This is a genomic window from Pontixanthobacter aquaemixtae, assembly GCF_009827395.1.
In the GTDB taxonomy this organism is placed as follows: domain Bacteria; phylum Pseudomonadota; class Alphaproteobacteria; order Sphingomonadales; family Sphingomonadaceae; genus Pontixanthobacter; species Pontixanthobacter aquaemixtae.
Genome location: NZ_WTYX01000001.1, coordinates 497526 through 521879, shown reverse-complemented (window position 1 = coordinate 521879; position 24354 = coordinate 497526). Strand labels below are relative to the sequence as shown.

Here is a 24354-nt window from a genome sequence, read left to right as displayed (position 1 = left end):
TGCGCGCGTAACCGATGCATGTTTCGCGAGTCAATTTTGCGCCCGTCAAACCGCGGTGCGCAGTGGAGAAAATTCACCCGCCCGCGTGGTAATAATCATACACCGTCTGCGCCACGCCTGCGCTGACGCCGGGTGCGCGCTGGAGATCTTCAAGCGAGGCCGCGCGGACTTTCCCGGCGGTACCGAAATGGAGCAGCAGCGCGCGCTTTCTGGCGGGGCCTACGCCGGGAATCTCATCGAGCGGCGATGCTGTGATCGCGCGGCTCCGCTTGGCACGGTGCGCACCAATTGCATAGCGATGCACTTCATCGCGCCATAGCTGCAGCTGGAACAAGACGGGCGAATTCGTCGGCAGCATTTTCTCGCGGCCATCGGGGAAATGGAACACTTCGCGCCCTTCGCGGCCATGGCCCGGCCCCTTGGCGATGGCGATAAGCGGCACGTCCTCGATGCCCAGCTCCTCCAGCGTATCGCGCACCGAACTCATCTGTCCCTTGCCCCCATCGACCAGCACCAGATCGGGCCACACGGCTTTCTCTCCGCTGGTCTCTCGATCCGGGTCATCTTTCATCGCGCGGGCAAAGCGGCGCTGCATCACTTCGCGCATCATCCCGAAATCATCATCGGTCTGCGCGTTCTTGATGTTGAATTTGCGATACTGGTTCTTGATGAAGCCTTCCGGCCCGGCGACGATCATCCCGCCCACTGCCTTCGCGCCCTGAATGTGGCTGTTGTCATAGACTTCGACCCGCTGCGGCACTTCGGGCAGCTCCAGAAACTCCGCCAGTTCGCGCATGGTTTTGGCCTTGGTCCCGCTTTCCGCCAGCCGCCGGTCAAGCGCTTCCACCGCGTTGCGCTGCGCCTGCTGCATCAGCTTGCGCCGGTCACCGCGCTGCGGGGTGGAGATCGCGACCTTGTGTTCGGCGCTAGCGGCAAAGGCTTCTTCGATCAGCGCTTGCTCGGGCAGTTCACGATCAACCAGAATGGTGCGCGGCGGCGGGACTTCTTCGTAAAATTGCGCGAGCACATCGGTGAGCACTTGCGCTTCGTCCACGCCCTTGGTGTGGCTGGGGAAGAAAGCGCGATGGCCCCAATTCTGCCCACCGCGAATGAAGAATGCCTGCACCGCGATTTGTCCGCCTTTGCTTGCCAAAGCAAAGACATCGGCATCGCCCACGCCGCTGGCATTGATCGCCTGACTGCCCTGGATAAAAGTCGCCGCGCGCAGCCGGTCGCGCAGGATAGCCGCGGTTTCAAAGTCCAGATCGTCCGCCGCTTTGGCCATTTGCCGTTCAAGATCGGCCTGCACCGCGCCCGATTTCCCCGCGAGGAAATCCTTCGCCTGCTGCGTCAGTTCGGCATAATCCTGCTTGCTGATCCGATCCACACAGGGGGCCGAGCAGCGCTTTATCTGGTAAAGCAGGCATGGCCGGTCGCGCCGGCTGAAAAAACTGTCGGTGCAACTGCGCAGCAGGAACAGTTTTTGCAGCGCATTGATCGTGGTGTTGACCGATCCGGCGCTGGCAAAGGGGCCGTAGTAATTGCCTTTCGCACGCCGCGCACCGCGATGCTTCATGATCCGCGGAAAATCATGATCGGACCGAAGCAGGATAAAGGGGAAGCTCTTGTCGTCGCGCAGCAGCACATTGAAAGGCGGGCGGAACCGCTTGATCAGCTGCGCTTCCAGCAGCAGCGCCTCTGCCTCGCTATTTGTGGTAACGATTTCCATCGCCCGCGTCTGGCTGATCATGCGCAGCAAGCGTTGCGGCTGGTTCTTGGGCTGGGTGTAATTGGCAACGCGGTTTTTGAGCACGCGTGCCTTGCCGACATAAAGCACATCGCCGCGCTGATCGAGCATCCGGTAAACACCCGGCACCGGCTTTAAAGTCTTCACCGTATCGCGGATCGCCTGCAGCCCGGCATCAAGGTCCGGCGTGGCGGAAGCAACGGTATAGGTCGCCTTCTCTTCATTGAACCGCTCAGCCCCGCGCGGATCATGCGGGCTGCCTGCAGCAGAGGGTTCGCGCGCTTTGGACATGCGCGAAGCATAGCCTCGAATGCGTCAGATGACACCTACCCAACTGATTCAAAACACTGAATCATTTCAGTGGTCTTTCGTCCCGAAACGAGAATCGAATTTACTTGTGGAAAACATGTGAATTGGCGACACTATCGGGCGAATCCCGAGTCGCGCTGGACTGCGCAATTCGGCGGTGAAATGGGGACCGAGGGGCAGTTATGGGCATTCACAATCCGGCAGCAGGCAGCCAGGCAACCGGCAAACCCGGCGTGGATGGAGAGCATCCATCAGTTGTTCTGGCGGACATTCGCAATCGCCCGGAAATTTCCGCACGTGTCATCGTATTTGCCAATGAAAAAGGCGGGGTCGGGAAATCGACGCTGGCATTCCATACGTCAGTCGCGCTTGCCCGCGCCGGGCACAAGGTTTTGGCGATCGATCTAGACAAGCGGCAACGCTCGCTCGACCACGCATTGGAAAACCGCGAAGCCACGACGCGCAGTCTGGGCATTGAATTGCCCACACCGAAACATCTTGTTCTGAACCATCAAAGCGGTGCGATGCTGATGCAGGAAATCGCCCGCAGCGGGCAAGGCTGCGATACGATTGTCATCGACGTTGCCGGGCATGATTCACCCATCGCAAGACGCGCCATTGCTCTGGCTGACAAGCTGGTCACGCCGGTAAATCCGAACTTTGTCGATCTGGATTCGGTTGCGAAGTTCAACGTCGGCACGATGAAATTGACCAATGCCGGAAGCTTTGCCGAATTGGTGATGCAATTGCGCGCAGAACGCGTCGCGAACGGCTTTGCGCCAACCGATTGGATGCTAGTCAAAAACCGCGTCCGCCGCGCCGAAAAGCTGCAACTTGAACGCTTCAATGCCGCGATTTCGCAATTGCCCGCCGAACTCGGGCTGCGGGTAACCGGCGGATTGGCAGAGCGTGTGGCGTACCGCGAGTTGTTCCTGTTCGGCCTGACCCATGCGGATTGCACCGATTTACCCGGAATGGCCGGGATGAGCGTCCGCAGCTCGACGGGAATGTCCCGTTTGCTGGAAGAAATGGGTGTGCTTGGAAAGACCGAGGCGTCTTCAGTCCCGCCGCTTGTCCAGTCGCGCCAGCCCGCCCGGTCAATGAAACGGTACCGGCAATCTTTGCGGACCTATATCGGCGCATCGAAGAAAGTGCCGACCCACGCCTAGCAGCGGCGCGCTCGCCACCCACCAATCACCACAAGGCTACCGTCTATGGCCTTGCCCGGCTGCCATTGACGATGGGCGCAACTCTGTTACCCAAGGAAGCATAGTGCAGGCGGTTTTGCGATCAGACCTGCCCCGGAGAGGAAAATAATTTGCGCCAACTCCAAGGTATGGACGCCTCTTTCGTTGCGCTGGAGACGCGCAACTCGCCAATGCATATTGGCTCTATCCTGATCTACAATCCCGAAACCGCACCGGGCGGGTTTGTCCGCTTCAAAGATATTTTGAGCTTCTTTGAAGGACGATTGCAGCTTTCCAAACTCGTTCGCGAACGGATGGTCAAAGTCCCGTTTGATCTTGATTATCCCTACTGGATCCAAGACCCCGACTTTGATCTGGAATATCACATCCGCCATATCGCGCTGCCGCAGCCGGGCGACTGGCGGCAATTATGCATCCAGGCCGCGCGTATCTTTGCGCGCCCGCTCGACCTCAAGCGGCCGCCTTGGGAATTCACCGTGGTCGAAGGGCTCGACAATATCCCTGGCATTGCCAAGGGCAGCTATGCTTTGGTGACCAAGGTCCACCACGCGGCGATCGATGGCAAAAGCGGCATCGATCTGATGGAAGCGCAGCACACGCTGACACCCGATGCGCCGCCGCTCAACAGCCCAGATGACTGGAAGCCGGAAAAAGTGCCGAGTACGGCCGAATTGCTGGGCAAATCCTATCTCAACGCGCTGACCAACCCGACCAAGCAATTGGAAGTTGCCGCGCGCGCGGTTCCAGGCGTTGCCAAAGCGATCAAGGGGCTTGCGGTCAAAGATTTTGAAGTGAGCCGCGAAATGATCGCACCGCGCACACGCTTCAACCGGACAATTTCCAGCCACCGCGTGGTGGAAGGGCGCAGCGTACCCTTGGCCGATATCAAGGCGATCCGCACCGCCGTGCCGGGGGCCAAGGTCAACGATGCGTTCCTTGCGATTATCGGCGGGGCCATGCGGCGATACCTATTGGCGAAAGAGGATTTGCCCGACAAAACGCTGACCGCAATGGCCCCGATTTCCGTCCGCACCGATGGAGAGAAAGGCGATATGGGCAACCAGGTCGCGGCGATGATTGCCCCGCTTGGCACGCATCTCGAAAATCCGGTCGAACGGCTACAATATGTCTATTCGCAAACGACCAATAGCAAAGCGATGAGCGATGCCATGGGCGCGCGCAATATGACCGAAATGAGCAAGGTCAGCCCCGCCTTGTTCATGGCGCTGGGCGCGCGGCTGTACACCCGGCTCGGCCTTGCCGATCGGGTCGGCCCGCCTTTCACCACCGTCGTCACCAATGTCCCCGGCCCGCCGATCCCGCTCTATTCAGCCGGCGCACGGTTGGAGAGCATGATGGGCCTGATTTGCCTGACTGACGGGATGGGGCTTGGCCATGTGGTGCAAAGCTATCTGAAAGAGGCGACAATCTCTTTCACCGCCTGCCGCGATATCATGCCCGATCCGGAATTTTACGCGCAATGCATCGAAGAAAGTTTCGAGGAATTGCGCGATGCCGCCAAGGCCGCCGCACCTTCGCCGGGCAAGCCCCAGCCTGCCAAGAAAACGGCGAAACCAAAGCCTAAACCCGCAGCCAAAAAAGCAGCCCCCAAGAAGCCAGCTGCGAAGAAACGCCCGGCGAAAAAGGCCCCAGCAAAGAGAACAGCACCAAAGAAAGCAGCACCAAAGAAGGCTGCACCAGCAAAGAGCCGCGCCAGAAAGACATAGCGGCGACCTGCAAAACGATGCCCCGATAACTATATAAGAGTCGCAATTCGAGAGGACCCATATCCAGATGACCAGCGCAACCATGACCGAAACGCGCGCGCCGCGCGCGCCGCACCGCTTGCTCGCCTTGACCGAGCCAAGCCGGGCTATGGCTGAATTGGCCAGTTTCATCGCGCTGCGGCCGATGATGAAAGCGCTGCCCAAGGGCGATGGGCATGGTGTTCTGGTACTGCCCGGCTTTCTCGCGGGTGACAGATCAACTGCTGCAATCCGGTCTGTTTTGAAGGGGCTTGGCTATCACGCGGCGGGATGGAATCTGGGCCGCAACATTCACATCACCAACGAGCGGGTCGATGCGATGACAGCGCGCGTTACCGAATTGTCAGAACGCACCGGCGGGAAAATTTCGATTGTCGGCTGGAGCCTTGGCGGTGTGCTTGCCCGCGAGCTGGCCAAGGCCACGCCCGAACATGTCCGCAGCGTGATTTCGCTTGGCAGCCCAATTGCCAACGAACCGGGCGCGCATACCAATGTCCACCGGCTGTTCCAATATTTCAACGGCGACCAGCCGGAGCCGCAGCGCGACGGCAATTTCGCCAATCTGGCCGATGCGCCGCCCGTCCCGACAACCTCGATCCTGACCAAAGGGGACGGCGTTGTCCATTGGCGCGGCTCGGTCCAGCATCCCCATCCTGACAGCGAAGGTCAGACAGAGAATATCGAAGTCATCGCAAGCCATATCGGCCTGGGCGTGAACCCTTCGGTGATGTACGCAATCGCGGACCGGCTGGCCCAGGCGGAAGGGGAATGGAAACCGTTTGAAGCGCGCGGCTTCGCCAGCTTCCTATTCCCCAAAACGAGCCTGCACTGACCGCCAGCAGCTAGAACAGCTTGCGAATTTCCATTCCCAGATAGCGTCCGGTCGGGTCGATCAGCAGCGGCTGGTAGCTGACCGGAATATCGCCATTACCGTCGCGCACGATGCGGCGGCCATCAAAGATGTTGTCGAAGCGGAATGACATCCGCATTCCCTTGAATATCCCGTCATCCTTCTTGAGCAGTTCGCCCAGATCGGCAAACAGCCGCAGATCGAAACTGGCCAGATCATCGATGAACAGATCGGTGCTGGTCGGCGCGCCTGTACCGTCAATCCGCGCAGGGCCGGTATAGCGTGCGGAAAGCCGCAGACCGAGGCCGCCGCGGAACATACCCGCTTCAATCCGGGTGGAATTAGACGGCGTTCCGGTGCTGCTGAGCGAATCCCCGTTGAGCAAATCCAACGCAGGACCGCCCGGAGCAATCAGCACTTCGCGGTTGAGTTCGAATGAGTGCGACAGGTTGAAGAAGAAACGACCGCGACCATCGCCGCCCCGCCCAAATCCGGGGCCGCCACCGCGCTGACGGGTGTTTCCGCCGGCTGGCGGGCCGCTGGCTTGACCCGCGCCGGGCATGCTGCATATGCGTGACCGGAACGCCGCCAGCCGTTCGGGAGCGATCGTTCCGTCTTCATTGCGGAACCGAGCGATCATTCGTTCAGCCCGTTCCGGATCAAATCCGGGCAGATCTTCCAAAGCTTCACCGCGACCAGCCGCCTCGACAAAGCGCAACAAGAATGCATCGCCATCAGCCGCGCAGACTTTGGTGCGGAAAGTCATGAAGGCGGACCGCTGTTCTTCGCTCATATTGGCAAAATCGGGGGCTCCACGCGGACGTTCGCCCGCGCTATCGCCGCCTTGACCACCCGGCCCTCCGCCCTCGCAAACGCGCGATCGGAATTGCGCCAGCCGTTCGCGATTGATCGTGCCATCCTCGTTTTGAACACGGGACAGCATCATCTGCGCACGCTGGGGATCGAAACCGGGAATTTCGTCAATTGTTTCGCCGCGCGATGCAGCTTCGATCAGCCGCAGCAGGAATGCCTCGCCATCATCGGCGCAGAGACGCTCGCGAAAGGCAGCAAAGTTCCCACGACCTTCTCCGGCTGCGGGACGGCCTGCAGGCTGTGCTGCGGATCGAGCTGGCGACTGTGATGCCGGGGCAGCCTGCGGGCGCGCCTCGCCAAACGCACCGCGCAAAGTCAGCCCGACGGTCAGCCGTTCGCTGCGTGTTTCAAAGAAATCGACCGGACGGCTGTCAATCGCGGTCAAGGTTCCGCCCGCATCGCGCGTCACCCGTCCGGGAAAGGCCGCTTCTATTTCGGGCGTCAAGAACGGGAAGGACGAAGACACATCGCTGGATCGGTTGTTCGAATAATCGATCCTGAAGCGCGCATTTTCGATAAAGGGCACTTCCCAATTGGCTGACACGCTCCAATCCGATTGGGTTTCCGCCTGAAGCAACGGATTTCCGCCGGTCGTTACCGTCGCAAGAACGGTATCGCCTGTCGCAAAATCAAATGTCGGGACGTTGAATGTCGTAACCTGCGGATTTCCCAATTGGGCGAGGCTTGGCGGCACTTCACGCCAGACATAGGTCGCCTGAAGATCAAGCGTGTCCGTGGGCGCCCAGTTCACACCGCCGCTCCACCGGTACAATGTGCCGAAGTCCGAATAGTGATTGAACCCGACCTGCCCGTTCAGCGTCACACTGCCCAGCGCCGCCAGAACATCGTCGCGCGTGCTCGCGATCGGCACAGACACATTGAAACCGCCCGAAAGATCGCCGCGTGTTAGCCGGATCGCAGAGCCTGCGCGGGAATCGTCGCTGTCCAGACGTGTCCAGTCATAACCAAGATCAAAAGTGGTCGAGACATCGCCCGCAGGGAGATAGAATGGCCTGCCTGCCAGCGTCAGCTTGCTGCTGGCGGCATAGGTTTTGAGATTGGCGGTATCGAAACCGGCATCAGCCAGTGCGGGAAGCATGCCGTCGATAGCCAGCGTTCCCGCCAAGGCATCCGCAACCAGCCCCGAAGTATCGGCGCGCCGGTCAATCTCTGTTGTCGAATCTGCGTAGCTGCCATCTGCGGTTGCGGTCAGCTGCCAATCGCCGATTGGCCGGTTGTAACTCGCCGATGTTGAAGACGTGTCGGTCCGCGAACGCCGCTCAAGCGGATTGTCGGCGCCAAATGTGCGAAGCGCGCTATTCCCGGCCCCATCGGTCAAGAGCACGCTGTCCAACCCGGACAGGCTGCGGCTGTCGCTTCTGTTGAACGTTGCGTTCAGGCCAAGCGAACTGCCGCTATCCAGAAAGGCTTTGGCATAATTGGCTGTCGCCTCGATATCCGCGCTGTCGGCAATCAGACTGCGATATTCGGCCGGATCAGGGTCGGTCGCAACATCGGGAATGCTGCTTTCTGTTTGGACAATATCACGTTCGCTTTCCGTCAGCAGCGTGGTGTCGTTCAGTTCGAGATTGAAGTTCAGGCGTCCGCCGCCGGTAATTTTGAGCAAGGTCGCTTCCTGCTCGGTTCGCGAATAGCCACCAATGGAAGGCTGTTCGTATTCCGCCTCGACTGTCACAGCCGAAAAATCATCCTTGAGGATGAAATTCACCACACGCCGGTCGGGCGCAAAGCCGAATTTCTGTGCTGTTTCCTCGGGAAGGACCTCTACCTTGCGGATCGCTTCTGGCGGATAGGAACGAAACTCGCGGAAACTGCCGACGCGGACGCCGTTGATCAGGAATACCGGAGGGCCGCCGCGCCCGCGAGAGGATTCCGTTTGCGGTCCCAATGCTTCGACCAGATCGGCAATCGAGCCTGCCCCATAGGCCGCAATATCTTCTTCATTCAGTTCGAGGATCGGCTCCTGCTCTGTATCGACCTGGCCGCGAATACGTTCACCCACAACCACAATCGTGTCATCAAGGGTGATCTCTTCTTCCGGTTGGGTTGCAAGATTTTCTTGAGCGACAACGTAGGATGGAGTGGCAAGCGCGAGGATTGCGCAGGAGCAAAGAAGTTTGGGATCTAACATGCGAAAAGCCATTTGCAGCGATACAGATAAACGCAAGCCGCGTTTCGTATCAATTTGTCGTAATTTCATGACAGTAGGGTGAATGCCCCGCGCCATAAGGGTCAGGCTTCCCTTTTGTCCCGCCTGGGGCTATGGGCGCGCAACACTATTCGACCAACTACATAGGTTATGAAAATATATGGCTAAAGAAGAACTCCTCGAAATGCGCGGGAAAGTGGTTGAGCTGCTTCCAAACGCGATGTTCCGGGTAGAGCTTGAGAATGGACATGAAGTCCTTGGCCATACTGCCGGGAAGATGCGCAAGAACCGCATCCGTGTTTTGGTCGGTGACGAAGTTCTGTGCGAACTGACACCTTATGATCTGACCAAGGCGCGAATTACCTATCGCTTTATGCCCGGACGCGGCGGCCCCGACCCGCGCGACCCCGGCGCACCCAGCGCTTAATTGCCTGATGCGGCGATGACATCGCCCAAACTGATTTTGGCTTCGGCCAGCCCGCGGCGCCGAGATCTTCTTGCCCGCATCGGCGTTGAACCGGCCCGGATCGCTCCAGCGGATATCGATGAGGACCCGCTGGAGCATGAATTACCCAAAGAATATGCCCGCCGCATAGGGCGTGAAAAAGCGCTCGCCGGCGCGTCGGCGGACGGGTTTGTCCTTGCGGGTGATACAGTCGTTGCTGTTGGTCGGCGCATTTTGCCCAAGGCAGAAGATGAAGCCACCGCGCGCAAATGTCTGGAGCTTCTGTCAGGCCGCCGCCACCGCGTTCTGAGTTCGGTGGCGTTGCTTTCGCCCGACGGGACATTGCGCGAAAAGCTGAACGAAACCATCGTCAAGTTCAAACGCCTGTCTGGCGCCGAACTGTCCAGCTATCTGGCCAGCGGAGAATGGGAAGGCAAAGCCGGCGGCTATGCCATCCAGGGCGCGGCCGAAGGGTTGATTGTGAGCATTCAGGGTAGCCATTCCAGCGTCATGGGATTGCCGCTTTACGAGACTCGCGCGCTGCTCAAATCAGCGGGGTTTGCCATTGGCTGACTGGCTGGTTGAAGAAGGCATCGGTGAACATCGCGCGCTCGCGATGCTCGGCGGAACCGCACTACGCGCCCGCGTCGATTGGCCGGGCAAAGCATCCGCCGGCCAAGTGGAAGAAGCAAAGCTTGTATCCCGCGCCAAGGGAAGTGCGCGCGGTACGGCGCAATTGGCAAATGGCGAAGAAGTGCTTGTCAGCCACCTGCCGCGCGATGCGGTACAAGGGGCAAGCTTGCGGATCGAGATTACCCGAAGCCAGATCGGTGAAAGCGGACGCGTAAAACGGGCGCAGGCGCGGCCGACGGAGCTTCCCCTATGCCCTGCCCCAACGCTAGCCGACAGCATAAGAGCCGCGGGCGACACGGTTCAGATTGTCCGCCAATTTCCCGATGATTTCTGGGAAGAAATCTATGACGACGCGTGGACCGGATTCTATGATTTCAAAGGCGGATCGCTGCACTTTTCACCCACGCCCGCAATGACCTTGATCGATATTGATGGCGCACTTGCCCCTCGCGAGCTTGCCCTGGCCGCTTGCAGGCCGATTGCCAAAGCGCTGGGCCGGTTTGATATTGGCGGTTCGATCGGGATCGACTTTCCTACATTGGAAGCCAAGTCTGACCGCAAGGCAGTTGACGATGCGCTTGCCGCGGCGCTTGGCGATTGGCCGCATGAAAAAACAGCGATGAACGGCTTTGGCTTCGTCCAGATCGTTGCCCGGCTGGAGCGCCCGTCTCTTCTCCACCGCACCCATTTCTCGCGCACCGGTGCTGCTGCAAGATTGCTGCTGCGCCGCGCTGAAGAAGTCACCGACCCCGGCGCCATTCTGCTGCGCTGCCATCATGCGGTGGCAGACAAGCTGACAGCGCCGTGGCTACAATCTCTGGCCCAGCGCACCGGGCGCGAAATCAGGATCGAACGCGACCCGACGCTTGCGATGGAAGGTGGATTTGCCCAGGCAGTCCCTCTAGAGAGCCCGTGATGAGCAAAGCCTGCCCCATTTGTAAGAAAGCACGCGTGGAGGAATTTCACCCTTTCTGTTCGCGCGGATGCCGTGATCGCGATTTGAACCAGTGGTTTGGCGATGGCTATGCGGTGCCCGGACGCCCTGCCTCTCCAGAGGAACTTGCGACCGGCGATTGGGAAACGCAGAAATAGCGCCCTTTCGAGTCACTTAGGCCCTTGCCAAGCGCGCGCTGCTTCGCCATAGGCGCTCTTCCATTATCCAGCAGCCACTCCGGTGGTTCGCGGCGATATGAATGCCTCGATAGCTCAGTTGGTAGAGCACACGATTGAAAATCGTGGTGTCGGTGGTTCGAATCCACCTCGAGGCACCATTCCCCTCAGCAGAATTGATCGCGCAACTCGCCAAGGGCGAAATCCCGTCTACGCGAGTTTTGATCCGGCGTTGACGCTTCCCAATTGCGCGGGGTGAGCGTAAACCACACCAATGAGCGCGCCTTCCCATCACAACAAAACCGGAAATCCGGAGCGGCCGTCAAATTTTTATGACCGCAAGTTCCTCGCAGTCGATCATCGATCGGCGCATTATACGCAGTCACCCTATTTCCCGATGTGGGCGGTGATAGCAGACCGTATTTCGCGCGAAGGCTTTGAAAATATTCTCGATATTGGATGCGGACCGGGGCAGTTCGCGGCGATGCTGTTTGACCAGGGCGTGCCGTCCTATACCGGGCTAGACTTCAGCCTGGTCGCTACCGTCAAAGGGCAAAAGGCCTGCCCTGACTACAGCTTTATATGCGCAGATATCAGAGCGGATAACTCGCTTGAGGACGGCAATTATGACTGCGTCGTGATGCTGGAATTTCTGGAACATGTCGAAGACGAAATCGACGTTCTGCGGCGTATAAAACCGGGTGCGACTTTGCTCGGGTCAGTTCCGAACTTCCCCGCTTTTTCGCATGTTCGCCACTTCAAAAACTGTGACGAAGTGACGGAGCGTTATGCTAAACTGTTCCAATCATTCACGGTTCGGGAAATGATGTGGAAAGATTACGGTTCGAAATTCTTCGTGATCCAGGCCGTTATGTAGCCGCAACCGGTGCCGATGAACCGCGAAATCTTGCCTTAGCTGCGATCGGCTTTGTCTTTGGCATTGGTGCTCTTGATCATAGAACGCATTTGCTCCCATTCCGCGTCGCCCAAAGGTGCCAGTGACTGGAAGAAGTTCCCGCCAGATGCCTGATAGCCGGCACCATCAATCGCTATAGTCTGCCCGTTCACCCATTCCGCGCCCGGGCCCATCAGGAACACGGCCAGATTGGCAAGCTCGTGCATTTCGCCGTGGCGACCCATCGGATTCATCTGGTCACTGGAATTGTCGCCGCGACCGCCGGGAGAGAGCCGCGCGCTCATCCCGTCGGTCGGGAACAGGCCCGGTGCAATGGCGTTGAACCGTAGGCCGTACCGCCCCCATTCGACCGCAAGGCTCTGGGTCATGGTGTTGATCGCCGATTTTGACATGGCCGACGGCACCACGAAGGGCCCCCCATTCCACACCCAAGTCGTCAGGATGGAGAGAAAGCTCGCCTTCTTTTCTTCTGCAATCAGACGTTTGCCGACATTGTGAGTCAGATAGAAAGTCCCGCGGAACACGATATCCGAAATCGCATTGAAGCCGTTGATAGAAAGGTCCTCGGTCCGGCTGATAAAATTGCCCGCCGCATTGTTCACGACACCGGTCAACGCGCCGCCATCGGCCCAGATCGCGCCGACCATCGCATCAATCGCTTCTGCATCGCGGATATCGCACGCATGGCCCACCACACTTCCGCCATGCGCGGCCATCAATTCACCGGCGGTTTCATCCAGCTTGTTCGGGCGCCGCCCGCAAATATGCACCGTCGCCCCAAGCTTCAGGAAAGCCTCGGTCATTTCGCGCCCCAAGCCGGTCCCGCCGCCAGTGACCAAAATTCGCTCACCCGCGAGCAGACCGTCGCGATACATCAGCTTGGCAATATCCATTCCTAATCTCCTAATCAGCAAACTTGGCCGGGCGTTTTTCGGCAAAGGCGGTTGCCCCTTCGGCAAAGTCATCGTCGGTAAAGGCATCGGCAAACATCTTTCGGGTCATCGCATCCTCATCGCTCTGGCCATCAAGCACGCGGCGCATCATCAGCTTCATTGCTTTGTTGGAACGTCCGGAATTTCTGGCGATAGACAGCGCCAAATCACCAACCTCGTCGGCAATGATATCGACCAATCCGATCCGCGCGGCTTCGGATGCGGAAAGATGTTCACCCGTGAACAGCAATCTTTTCGCTTGCCCCGGCCCGACAAGATCGCTGAGCAGTTTGATATCGTGGAATGGGTAAACCAGCCCCAGCCGCGCAGGGGTAACCCCCAGCCTGGCCGCGCCGGTGGCCATGCGGATATCGCATGCCAAAGCAATCGCGCAGCCGCCGCCCATCGCGTCCCCTTCAATGAACGCAATGGTCGGGACCGAACACCGCGCAAGCCGGTGCTGCGCCTGTGAAATAGCCGCGCGATTTTGCGCCAACCAGTCGGAATTGCCCCGATTTTCCAGCATTTCGTGAATATCCGCGCCGACGCTGAACGCGCCGCCTGATGCCGATTTCACAACGACCACCCGCAATCCCGCTTCGGTTTCTATTCCGTCGATCAAAGCAGGGATGCTTTGCCACATCGCCAGCGACACGGCATTGCGTTTCGCGGCGCGGTCAATCAGCAAATATCCAATCGCGCCATCGCGCTCAAATCTCATGGTCATTGCGCATCAATGGCGCAGTCCCCCGGAAGCGGCAAGGCCAGCTACGATTGGCAAGGTTTGGCAATCCCGCATCGTCGGGCTATGCGCCGCACATGCACGAGACATCATCCGCGTTTTCGCCTTTCGACATTGCTGCAATTCTGGTCGTCGCCTCTGCGGTGCTTGGCTGGCTCAATCACCATTTCATCAAATTGCCGCATGTCATCGGCCTGACCGTGATGGGCGCGATCGCGGCCATCGGATTGATGATTGCCGACGCTTTTATTCCGGGCATCACGCTGGACAATTGGGTGGCGGACTTGCTCACCCAGATGAACTTTACCGACACGCTGTTGCAAGGAATGCTGAGCTTCCTGCTGTTTGCCGGGGCGCTGCATGTCGATCTCGACCGGCTGCGCGTCGCGTGGCTTCCGGTCCTTCTGCTTTCGACCGTGGGCGTGATATTCTCAACAGTTCTTATCGGACTTGCCACCTGGGGCGTGGGCGCATTGCTCGGCCTTGCGATCGAGCCGATCTGGTACTTCGTTTTCGGCGCATTGATATCGCCCACCGATCCGGTTTCGGTGCTGGGTGTGCTCAAGGAAGAAAACGTCCCGGCTTCGCTCCAATCGGCGGTCGCCGGAGAAAGCCTGTTCAATGACGGGGTGGGCATCGTTGTGTTCACGATCCTGCTTGGCGCCGCAGTGACGGGCGCGGATTTCTCGCTAAGCGAGGGCGCGCGATTGTTCGCGATCGAGGCAGGCGGCGGGGTGCTGGTTGGCCTGGTGTTCGGATATGTCGGTTACCGCGCGCTGGCGAGCATGGATGAATATACGCTCGAAGTGCTGATTACGCTGGCGATCGTGATGGGCGGATACGCGCTTTGCACGCAGTTCCACCTGTCCGGCCCGCTGGCGATGGCGGTCGCCGGCCTTCTGATCGGCAATCACGGCGTCAGCTTCGCGATGAGCGACGTGACCCGCGATTATGTTCTCAAATTCTGGGAGCTGGTCGATGAATTGCTCAATTCGGTACTGTTCCTGCTGATCGGGCTCGAACTGATCGCGCTTGTTCCCGGCATTCCGCACGTAATGCTCGGCATCGCTGCGATCGTGATTACGCTGGCGGCGCGCGGTATTGCGGTGGGCAGCGCCACCAAGATCATCCCTGCGGCGCGGCTCGATCAAAAGGGCGCCGGAAGAGTGCTTTGGTGGGGCGGTCTGCGCGGGGGCATTTCGATTGCACTGGCATTGTCTCTGCCAGAAGGGCCGACCCGCGACCTGTTGCTCGCCGCGACATTCGCCGCAGTGCTGTTCTCCGTACTGGTCCAGCGTGCGACTCTGGGCAAGCTGATAGAAAGCCTCAAAGCCAAGCATGTGCCTGCGGTTGAAGAAGAACTGCCGCCGCCTACCCATTGATTGCCTCATTGATTGCGCTTTTTCCCGTCAGGCGGTAAACAGCGCAAACGCCCCGGCACTATCGCAGTCCGCCGGGGCGCTGCTATTTTCGAAGGAACCCGCGCATGTCCCGTCGCCGCAAGATCTATGAAGGCAAAGCCAAGGTCCTTTACGAAGGTCCCGAACCGGGCACGATCATCCAATATTTCAAGGATGATGCGACCGCGTTCAATGCGGAGAAAAAGGGCACGATCAACGGCAAAGGCGTGATCAATAATCGCATAAGCGAATATGTGTTTTCCCGTCTCAGCCATATCGGCATCCCGACTCACTTTATCCGCCGGCTGAACATGCGCGAGCAATTGATCCGCCAATGCGAAATTGTGCCGATCGAAGTGGTCCTGCGCAATGTCGCTGCGGGCTCGATTTGCAAGCGGCTCGGCCTCAATGAAGGCGACCCGCTGCCGCACACATTGATCGAGTATTATTACAAGGACGACGCGCTTGGCGATCCGCTGGTGTCCGAAGAACACATCGCCTGCTTCAACTGGGCAAGCCAGGAAGAAATGCAGGATATCGCCAGCATGGCGATCCGTATCAACGATTTCCTGTGCGGAATGTTCGCCGCCATCGATATCCGCCTGATCGATTTCAAACTGGAATTCGGCCGGCTGTTCGACGGCGATTTCAGCCGCGTCATTCTCGCCGACGAAATTAGCCCCGATGGCTGCCGCCTGTGGGACATGAAAACCAACGAAAAAATGGACAAAGACCGTTTCCGGCAAGATCTGGGCGGCGAAGAAGAAGCCTATCAGGAAGTAGCCCGGCGTCTGGGCATCCTCCAGAATGACGATAATGGCCCCGGCGAAGTACTCGACATGAACGCCCATCGCAGCAAATTGCGCACCACTCCGCCGAAGAAGTAACCGTTTAGAGCCGGGCCTTTGCTTTCAGCCCGTTGTTGCGGGTTCAGGCTTAGTTGGGCATGAGAACGGGATGAAATCCCGCATCTTTACGCGCGCCGCGCTGTCGCTTTTCCTGACCACTGCCCTTGCCGCTCCGCTTGCCGCGCAAGATGGCGCTGAGGCAGGCCAGGTTGACCTTGCCGAACCCGCACCTGTCGCCGCGACTTCCGGCTGGGACCCGGCCGATTGGGATCTCGAGGATAGCGAGTTTTCACCCGAGGACGGTTGGACTTTCGGCAAGCTCGACAACGGAATGCGCTACATCATCCGGCGCAATGACCGCCCGGAAAATACCGCTCTGGTGCGCATGGAAATAGCCACCGGTTCGCTCGACGAACGCGATGAAGAGCGCGGCTTTGCGCATTATGTCGAACATATGGCATTCAACGGATCGACCAATGTGCCCGAAGGCGAAATGGTCAAACTGCTTGAGCGATTGGGGCTGGCCTTCGGCGCGGATACCAATGCCTCCACCGGGTTTGACCGCACCCAGTACAAGCTCAATTTACCCAAGGCAGAGGAAGAACTGCTCGACACGGCGCTGACGCTGATGCGTGAAACCGCCAGCGAGCTGACCATCACAGAAGAAGCGGTCGAGCGCGAACGCGGCGTTATCCTGTCCGAGCGGCGGGTGCGCAACAGTTTCGGATTCAAGGATCTCGTCGATGGATTGGAATTTTCCTATCCCGGATCGCATGCGACGCAGCGCCTGCCGATCGGCACGATCGAAACGCTCGAAGGCGCAACCGCGCAAGGACTGCGCGCATTCTGGGAACGTGAATATGTCCCTGCCGACACGGTGGTGGTTGTGGTGGGCGATTTCGATCCGGCGATGGTCGAAAGCAAGATCCGCGCGCGGTTTGCCGATTGGCAAGCCGCCCCCTCCCCCGATCAGCCTGAGGCCGGGCCCGTCGATCCGGAATATCGCGGCCAAACCGATATTTACCTCGACCCCGCGCTGACCGAAACCATCACCCTGTCGCGGCACGCGCCCTATATGGACAAGCCCGACACTGCCGAAGAGCGACGCGAAAACCTGCTGACCACCGTCGGGGCCCGTGCGTTACAGCGGCGGCTGCAACGATTGCAGCGTAGCGAAAACCCGCCATTTCGCGGCGTCGGTATATCCTCGGGCGATTTCCTCAAATCTGCGGAAACCGTGCAGCTGCGTGTCAGCACCGAAGAAGGCGGGTGGAAACTGGGCCTCGATACCGCAATTGACGAATTCCGGCGCGGCTTGATGCATGGTTTCACCGAAGCCGAAATTGCCGAACAAGTGGCCGGTCTGCGCACGTCTTACGAAAACGCCGCAGCCAATGCCGCGACCCGCACCAACAGCAATTTTCTGGGCGACGCATTCGACATTGCGCGCGGAGAGAGCGTTACCACCGATCCGCAGGCATCGCTTGCCCGCTTTGAGGCGCTTGCGCCAGACATTACGCCAGAAAATGTGCTCGCTGCGATGCGTGCAAAGTTCCTGCTGCTCGAAAATCCGCTGATCCGTTTTTCCGGCAAGACCGCGCCCGATGGCGGCGCAGATGCACTGCGATCGACGGTCAACACCGCCTTTTCCCGCGAGCTGGCACCGCCCGAGGACGCCGGGACCGCCGAGTTTGCCTATACCGATTTCGGCCCCGCAGGTGAGGTGGTGTCTGACGAGCGGACGGAAGATTTGGGCATCCGCACCATCCGCTTCGCCAATGGCGTAATGCTCAATCTGAAAAGCACCGATCTGCAGGACGACCGGATAACAATCCGCACCTATATTGATGGCGGGGACATGCTCCGTTCGGCCGAAAACCCGCTTGCGGTAGAACTGGCAGGCCTGCTCAGCAGCGGCGGATTGGGCCAGCATAGCCGCGATGAATTGCAATCGATCCTCGCCGGCCGGTCGGTCTCGGGGAGTTTTGGCAGCGCGGGCGAAACTTTCGTGAGCGGCGCCACTACGACGCCGCGCGATTTGAAGCTGCAGCTGCAATTGTTCGCCGCTTACGTCACCGATCCCGGTTATCGCCCCGAAGGACTGGGCCCTTGGCGCAAGGGTCTCGATGATTTCTTCGCGCGTCTCGGGAAAACACCAAATTCGGCCTATGGCGAGGGATCGAGAGCGATCCTGTCAGACAACGATCCACGCTTCGCCCGGCAACCTGTCGAGGCATATCGTGCGCTCGATTTCGACCAGCTCGAAAAGGTCATCGGCGACCGGCTGTCAAACGGTGCAATGGAAGTGGCGATCGTCGGTGATTTTGACGAGGATGAAGTGATCTCGATGGTCGCCGAAACATTCGGTGCCTTGCCCGCGCGCGAGGCCGCTTTCCAGCCCTATGATGATGCGCGGCGGATCCGTCCGTTCACTGCGCAGCGCGGGCTGCATATGATTACGCATGGCGGCGAACCCGATCAGGCGATGATCCGGCTGGTCTGGCCCACCACAGACGACAGCGATTGGGAACTGTCCTCCTCGCTCAGCCTGCTGGCACGGGTCGTGCGGCTGAAGCTGACCGAAAAGCTCCGCGAAGAGCTGGGCCAGACTTACTCCCCTTCGGTGAATAGTAGTCAGGCGAGCATTTATCGCGATTATGGCGTCTTCTCGATGGGGGCGTCGGTCGATGTGACCCAGCTCGATGCGACCAAGGCGGCTCTGCTCGAAGTGGTGCAAGATCTCATCGCAAATGCGCCGGACGAGGACACGCTCCAGCGTGCGCGCCAGCCGGTGCTGGAATCGCTTGAAAACCGTTTGAAGACAAATAGCGGCTGGATGAGCCTGGTCGATCGCGCGCAAAGCGATCCCGATGACATCCGCCGCTTCTTAACCGCCAGCGACCGTTACAAGAACATCACCGGCAAGGATTTGCAGGCATTGGCAGTGCGATATCTCCAGCCTACCGACGCGGTCGAGTTCCGCGTTGTGCCCGAGACGGGCGACAAAGGCGCAGCGACGGAAAGCGAATGAAACGAGCCGGGTTTTTCCGACAGCTTAGCGTCACTGCAAACTTGCCCTTGGCGGCATAGGCGGTCATAGGCTGCGCGGGACTCGCCAGTCGTGTAGATTTGCAAAGGTTTGGCCCATGAAAGTCCATATTCACGTCTCTTTGAAACCCGGAGTGCTCGACCCGCAAGGGCGCGCGATCCATCACGAGTTGGAGGCATTGGGATTTTCCGGCGTGAACGATGTTCGCGCAGGCAAACTGATCGAACTGGATGTCGCCGACGGCACTTCGGATGATGATCTTGACCAGATGTGCCGCAAGCTCTTGGCCAATATGGTGATCGAGAATTACCGGATCGAGAAGCTGGAGAACGCATAGTGAGCTTCCGCAGCGCCGTTATCACTTTCCCCGGTTCCAATTGCGACCGCGATATGGCGGTGGCGTTGGAACAAATCTCTGGCACCGCGCCGGCCCGCGTCTGGCATGGTGACGCCGAATTGCCGGAAAGTCTCGATTTTATCGCGCTGCCCGGCGGCTTTTCCTATGGTGATTATTTGCGTTCGGGCGCGATGGCTGCGCGCAGCCCGATCACCAAGGCCGTCGTTGCCGCTGCGGGGCGCGGTGTGCCAGTGCTTGGCATATGCAACGGCTTTCAGGTGCTGACCGAAAGCGGCCTGCTGCCCGGTGCGCTTATGCGCAATGCGAGCCAGAATTTCGTTTGCCGCGATGTGCCGCTGCGGGTGGAAAACAACCAGTCGCTGTTCACTTCCGGCTACGATTCGGGTGAAACAATTCACATTCCCGTCGCACACCATGACGGCAATTTCTTTGCCGATGAAGACACGCTGGACAGGCTCGAAGGCGAAGGCCGCGTGGCCTTTCGCTATCTCGATTCGGTCAATGGATCTCAGCGCGACATTGCCGGTATATTGAATGATGCCGGAAACGTGCTGGGAATGATGCCCCACCCCGAACGCGCCATCGAAGACGCGCATGGTGGCAGCGATGGCCGGGCATTGTTCGAAACCGCGATCAAGGGTTTGGTCGCGGCCTGACCCGCGCCGTTACGCGATACGCGCTCTGACTTCACCCTTGCGCGCAAACACCTGCTGAACTTCGTCCACGGGCATCGGGCGCCCGAAATAGTACCCCTGGATTTTCTTACATCCCAGCCCGCGGACCATTTCGGCTTCTTCGGCGTTTTCGACACCTTCGGCAGTCGTCGACATTTCTAGACTGTCCGCCATTGCCACAACGGCGCGAATGATCGCGAGGCTTTCTGCGCTGCCCTGCGCAGCGCCTTGCACGAAGCTGCGGTCGACTTTGATGGTCGAGAAGCTGAGTTTGCGCAGGTAACCCAGCGAGGAATAGCCTGTGCCAAAGTCATCCAGCGCTACGGTACAGCCCAAGGCCATGACCTGTTCAAGCGCAGATCGAACGACATTGGCATCGCGCAGGAAAATGCTCTCGGTCACTTCGACCTCCAGACGGTTGGCAGGCAGGCCGCTGTCGGACAAAGCCTGAACCACTGTTGTCGCGAAATTGGGTTCGATCAATTGCTCGCCAGAGACGTTGACCGCAACGCGGACATGGGGCGGCCAATTCACCGCCTCGGCGCAGGCCGTCGCCAGGACCCATTCACCGATCGGAACGATCAGGCGTGTGTCTTCTGCCAGCGATATGAACTTGTCAGGCCGGACATAACCATGTTCGGGGCTGTTCCACCGGACCAGAGCTTCGAAGCTGACCACGGTTTCGTCATTGGCATCGACAACGGGCTGGTAATGCAGCTCGAACTCGTCGCGCTCCAGCGCGCGGCGCAGCGAAAATTCCAGTTTGCGGCGTTCTTCGGCATGCGCGTGCAGAGTCGGCTCATACTGGCAATGTTCGCCCCCGCCTTCATCCTTGGCGCGATACAGTGCGAGATCGGCATTGCGCATGATCTCTTCGACCGTTTTGCCATCGCGCGGACCGATCGCCGAGCCAACGCTGGCGCCGACATAGAGCGTGTTGTTGCTGATATCATACGGCATCGACAGGCTGGCGATGACATTTCTGGCCAGCTCTTCAACTTTTCGCTTGTCGGATGCGTCGCGGATCACAATGCCGAATTCATCGCCGCCCAAACGGCCGCACATCGCGTTTTCGCCCATCAATTGTTTGAGCCGCTTGGAAACTTGCGCCAGCATCTGGTCACCAACCAAGTGACCGAGCGAATCGTTTACCGCCTTGAAACGGTCGAGATCGAGCATCAGGAACGCGCAGCGCGTGCGCCATTTTTTGGCATAGTCCATCGCATCGCTAAGCGCTTCGTTGAGCATCAGCCGGTTGGGCAAGCCGGTCAGCGTGTCATAGCGGGCAAGGTAAGCGATCTTGTCGCTCGATTCGCGTTGTTCGGTTACGTCCGAACCGACCCCGCGGAACCCGAGATAGGTCTGTCGTTCGTCAAGGATCGGCGTGCCCGACAATTCCCACCAGCGGTTTTGCCCGCCTATGACAACTTTGACGATCAGGTTGGAGAAACTTTCCCGGCGCTTCAGCTTGTCAGCAAGCTCGTGAAGACTTGGGGGAAAGGACCCCGATTCCCACGCGTCGCCGGCAATAAGCTGCAAGAATGGCTGCCCTTCCAGCGCGTCCGGTTCCTTGCCGAGAGCGAAAGAGAACCGCGGAGAAACCGACCGGATGCGGCGATTGGTGTCGATTTGCCACAGCCAATCTGCCTTGTTGTCCTCGAACTCGCGCAGCAGCAGCGAGACGACTTCACCCTTTTCCGCCATGCCTGCTTCGGCAATTCGGGCGGTCAGATATGTTCGCGCGCTGGCAACCGTGCCGAACAGCACGACGACAATGAAAAACCCGGCAATGGCAGCGGCCTTGAATTCCCCAAACACGAGAGACGAAAAGACCACCGACAGGCCTGTGAGAACCGTGAATATCACCGTGCCAAGCGGCGCTGCCGCGACGACCAGAACCAATCCGACAATCATCACCGAGATCGCCGTCCATAGGACCAGCAGGTCGGAAATGGTGCCTTGTTGTGCGAATAGCGTGAGCGGAACGCACCAGGCCAAACTCAACAGGGTGATCGATATGGAGCGATTGCGAAATTCTGTGCGCGTCAGCTTGCGCGTTTCCGCACCTGCCAGCTGGCTATCGCATTTATGGCACAGATAGAGCGTGCCCATCAGCGCAACCAGCCACACGCCCAGCGCGGTTAGGCCAACGGTGCTGGCGTAGACCCAAACGACAACAGCAGCAGCGATGGAATGCGATGACAGACGCAGCCAGTTGCTTTCCGAAAGCCTCGCATATTGCAGACCGCGCAGGCGCGCCCAATCATCCTGATCGGGGCTGGTTATTCCAAGCACAGCCAGCGCGGGAAGACGCTCCGGTAATGCCGGTAAATCGGATGGGTTCTCGCTCACGCATTTGCAGGTAAGCAAAAAAGGTTAGCGGGCAGTAAAACTTTGCGCAGAAAACGGGCTAAATTTCCGACAGTTTTGTCACTCGACTGTAACCGACTTTGCCAGGTTTCTTGGCTGGTCAACATCGGTGCCTTTTACGCAGGCCACATGATAGGCCAGCAGCTGCACCGGAACCGCATAGACCAATGGCGCGATCAGCGGGTGGACCTGCGGCATTTCGATGGTGGCAATACAGCCCTCGCCCGCTTCCTCGATTCCCGCACGATCAGAGATCAGCACCACTTGCCCGCCGCGCGCGCGCACTTCGTGCATGTTGGAAACTGTTTTCTCGAACAACGGGCCAGACGGCGCCAGCACGATCACCGGAACCTCTTCATCGATCAGAGCGATCGGCCCGTGCTTCATTTCACCCGAAGCATAACCTTCGGCATGTATATAGCTGATTTCTTTGAGTTTGAGCGCACCCTCAAGCGCCAGAGGGAAGTCAGGTCCGCGGCCTAGATAAAGCACATCACGCGCTGGCGCGATCAGATGCGCCATGCTGGCGATGTCATCATCATGATCGAGCGCGGCATTGAGGCACGCGGGCGCTTCGAGCAGATGTTTAACCACTTCCTGTTCTTCGGAACGGTCCATTCTGCCCTTTTTGACGGCCAGATGCGACGCGAGTGCGGCCAGCACCGCAAGCTGGCAGGTGAAGGCCTTGGTCGAGGCCACACCGATTTCCGGGCCGGCATGCGTGGGCAGCAGCAAATCCGCTTCGCGCGCCATCGAGCTGGTCGGCACATTGACGACCACGCCAATAGTCTGGCCTTCTGCCTTGCAATGGCGCAGCGCGGCCAACGTGTCGGCGGTTTCGCCCGATTGGGAAATGAACAGAGCCAGGCCGCCCTCTTCCAGAACCGGCTCGCGGTAACGAAACTCGCTGGCGAAATCCAAATCGACCGGCACACGGGCGAATTGTTCAAACCAGTATTTCGCCACCATCGCGGCGTAATATGAGGTGCCGCAAGCGACGATTGTGATACGGTTAACAGTAGACAGGTCGAAATCGATCTGGGGCAGCGCAACCGTCTCGTCCGCCTGGCGTAAATAGCTGCTCAGAGTTTGCGCAACCACGGTTGGTTGCTCGAAAATCTCTTTCTGCATGTAATGGCGGTAATTGCCCTTTTCGATCGATGCTGCGGAGGCGCCCGAAGTGGTAATCTCGCGTTCGACAGGGTTGTTCTGTTCGTCATAGATCGCCGCACCGTCGCGCGTGATGACAACCCAGTCGCCCTCTTCAAGATAGGCAATTTTTTGCGTTAACGGCGCCAATGCAAGCGCATCAGAGCCAAGGAACATCTCGCCCTCGCCATATCCAACCACCAATGGCGAACCAAGGCGTGCGCCGATCAGCATGTCGGGGTTCTGGCGGAAAGCAATCGCCAATGCGAACGCGCCGCGCAGCTGCGGCAGAACCGTTTTCACCGCGTCTTGAGGGCTCGCACCATTTTCGACTTCTTCGGAAATCATATGCGCAACCGCTTCGGTGTCGGTCTCGCTTTCGAGCTGACGCCCCTTGGCTTTCAGCGCCTCGCGCAGCGGCTTGAAATTCTCGATAATACCGTTGTGAACCAGCGCCACTTCGCCCGTGGCGTGCGGATGCGCATTATGCGCGGTCGGCGCGCCATGCGTTGCCCAGCGTGTGTGCGCGATACCGATATTGCCAGGCGCAGGATTGCTCTCCAGCTCGGTCACCAGATTTCCAAGCTTGCCTTCCGCACGGCGGCGGACCAGTTCGCCGCCCTCTATCGTGCACACGCCGGCGCTGTCATATCCGCGATATTCCATCCGCTTCAAACCGTCGACCAGACGATCCGCGACTGGCTGGGTGCTGACGATGCCAATAATTCCGCACATGGAGAGGTGCCCTCAATCAAACCGGGTTACATTTGACGCGCCCACTAGGGGCAATTCCTTTGCAATTCGT

19 protein-coding genes and 1 tRNA gene are annotated in these 24354 nt (G+C 59.0%); 14 read left to right on the top strand and 6 right to left on the bottom strand.

All coding sequences use genetic code 11. The annotated features are described in order from the left end of the window. Positions 1-73: 73 nt before the first annotated feature. Positions 74-2038, bottom strand: coding sequence for an excinuclease ABC subunit UvrC (gene uvrC, locus GRI41_RS02515; RefSeq protein ID WP_160603125.1), 1965 nt, complete (start codon positions 2036-2038; stop codon positions 74-76). Between the two features lie 200 nt (positions 2039-2238). On the opposite strand from uvrC, the gene GRI41_RS02510 reads away from it, so the two are divergent. From GRI41_RS02510 to GRI41_RS02500, 3 genes are all read left to right on the top strand, one after another. Beyond that, complete coding sequence (locus GRI41_RS02510; RefSeq protein ID WP_160603123.1) at positions 2239-3225, top strand: division plane positioning ATPase MipZ; 987 nt, start codon at positions 2239-2241, stop codon at positions 3223-3225. A 149-nt stretch (positions 3226-3374) separates the two neighbouring features. Continuing rightward, the gene (locus GRI41_RS02505) at positions 3375-4991 is read left to right on the top strand and encodes a WS/DGAT/MGAT family O-acyltransferase (protein WP_235901030.1); all 1617 of its coding nucleotides are present in this window, start codon (positions 3375-3377) and stop codon (positions 4989-4991) included. A 67-nt stretch (positions 4992-5058) separates the two neighbouring features. After that, a complete protein-coding gene (locus tag GRI41_RS02500) occupies positions 5059-5862 on the top strand; it encodes an alpha/beta fold hydrolase (protein ID WP_160603121.1) in 804 nt (267 codons plus the stop codon). 10 nt (positions 5863-5872) lie between these two features. Here the strand turns inward: GRI41_RS02500 and GRI41_RS02495 are convergent, their stop codons facing one another. Beyond that, positions 5873-8905 (bottom strand): TonB-dependent receptor, encoded by a 3033-nt coding sequence (locus GRI41_RS02495; protein ID WP_160603119.1) that lies wholly within the window; start codon positions 8903-8905, stop codon positions 5873-5875. A gap of 178 nt (positions 8906-9083) precedes the next feature. On the opposite strand from GRI41_RS02495, the gene infA reads away from it, so the two are divergent. From infA to GRI41_RS02465, 6 genes are all read left to right on the top strand, one after another. Next, a complete protein-coding gene (gene infA / locus GRI41_RS02490; RefSeq protein WP_160603117.1) occupies positions 9084-9350 on the top strand; it encodes a translation initiation factor IF-1 in 267 nt (88 codons plus the stop codon). Between the two features lie 15 nt (positions 9351-9365). Further along, entirely contained in the window at positions 9366-9941 is a 576-nt protein-coding gene (locus GRI41_RS02485; RefSeq protein WP_160603115.1) for a Maf family protein, read from the top strand. Next, on the top strand, positions 9934-10917 hold the full coding sequence (locus GRI41_RS02480; protein ID WP_160603113.1) for an Rne/Rng family ribonuclease: 984 nt from the start codon (positions 9934-9936) through the stop codon (positions 10915-10917). The genes GRI41_RS02485 and GRI41_RS02480 overlap by 8 nt, the downstream gene beginning before the upstream one ends. Beyond that, complete coding sequence (locus GRI41_RS02475) at positions 10917-11093, top strand: DNA gyrase inhibitor YacG (protein WP_160603112.1); 177 nt, start codon at positions 10917-10919, stop codon at positions 11091-11093. The genes GRI41_RS02480 and GRI41_RS02475 overlap by 1 nt, the downstream gene beginning before the upstream one ends. 103 nt (positions 11094-11196) lie before the next feature. Next, positions 11197-11272, top strand: a tRNA-Phe gene (locus tag GRI41_RS02470). Positions 11273-11385: 113 nt separating this feature from the next. Next, positions 11386-11988 (top strand): class I SAM-dependent methyltransferase, encoded by a 603-nt coding sequence (locus GRI41_RS02465; RefSeq protein WP_160603110.1) that lies wholly within the window; start codon positions 11386-11388, stop codon positions 11986-11988. A gap of 35 nt (positions 11989-12023) precedes the next feature. Here the strand turns inward: GRI41_RS02465 and GRI41_RS02460 are convergent, their stop codons facing one another. Together GRI41_RS02460 and GRI41_RS02455 are read right to left on the bottom strand one after the other, a co-directional pair. After that, the gene (locus tag GRI41_RS02460; protein ID WP_160603108.1) at positions 12024-12920 is read right to left on the bottom strand and encodes an SDR family oxidoreductase; all 897 of its coding nucleotides are present in this window, start codon (positions 12918-12920) and stop codon (positions 12024-12026) included. A 10-nt stretch (positions 12921-12930) separates the two neighbouring features. Continuing rightward, entirely contained in the window at positions 12931-13686 is a 756-nt protein-coding gene (locus GRI41_RS02455) for an enoyl-CoA hydratase/isomerase family protein (RefSeq protein ID WP_160603106.1), read from the bottom strand. Between the two features lie 92 nt (positions 13687-13778). Here GRI41_RS02455 and GRI41_RS02450 point away from each other — a divergent pair, with 92 nt between their 5' ends. The 5 genes from GRI41_RS02450 to purQ all read left to right on the top strand — a co-directional run bounded on the left by GRI41_RS02450 (position 13779) and on the right by purQ (position 20012). After that, positions 13779-15083 (top strand): cation:proton antiporter, encoded by a 1305-nt coding sequence (locus GRI41_RS02450; protein ID WP_160603104.1) that lies wholly within the window; start codon positions 13779-13781, stop codon positions 15081-15083. Between the two features lie 104 nt (positions 15084-15187). Continuing rightward, positions 15188-15988: a phosphoribosylaminoimidazolesuccinocarboxamide synthase gene (purC, locus tag GRI41_RS02445; protein WP_160603102.1), complete on the top strand. Its 801-nt coding sequence runs from the start codon at positions 15188-15190 to the stop codon at positions 15986-15988. Positions 15989-16058: 70 nt separating this feature from the next. Continuing rightward, on the top strand, positions 16059-18980 hold the full coding sequence (locus tag GRI41_RS02440; RefSeq protein WP_160603100.1) for a M16 family metallopeptidase: 2922 nt from the start codon (positions 16059-16061) through the stop codon (positions 18978-18980). Between the two features lie 115 nt (positions 18981-19095). Next, the gene (purS, locus tag GRI41_RS02435) at positions 19096-19335 is read left to right on the top strand and encodes a phosphoribosylformylglycinamidine synthase subunit PurS (RefSeq protein WP_160603098.1); all 240 of its coding nucleotides are present in this window, start codon (positions 19096-19098) and stop codon (positions 19333-19335) included. Next, positions 19335-20012 carry a phosphoribosylformylglycinamidine synthase subunit PurQ gene (gene purQ / locus GRI41_RS02430; RefSeq protein WP_160603096.1) on the top strand — a complete coding sequence of 226 codons (678 nt, stop codon included), beginning with the start codon at positions 19335-19337 and terminating at the stop codon, positions 20010-20012. Before purS ends, purQ begins: the two co-directional genes overlap by 1 nt. A gap of 9 nt (positions 20013-20021) precedes the next feature. Here the strand turns inward: purQ and GRI41_RS02425 are convergent, their stop codons facing one another. Then, positions 20022-22382: a putative bifunctional diguanylate cyclase/phosphodiesterase gene (locus GRI41_RS02425; RefSeq protein ID WP_160603094.1), complete on the bottom strand. Its 2361-nt coding sequence runs from the start codon at positions 22380-22382 to the stop codon at positions 20022-20024. Positions 22383-22460: 78 nt separating this feature from the next. Continuing rightward, on the bottom strand, positions 22461-24284 hold the full coding sequence (gene glmS, locus GRI41_RS02420) for a glutamine--fructose-6-phosphate transaminase (isomerizing) (RefSeq protein WP_160603092.1): 1824 nt from the start codon (positions 24282-24284) through the stop codon (positions 22461-22463). Positions 24285-24354 lie beyond the last annotated feature (70 nt).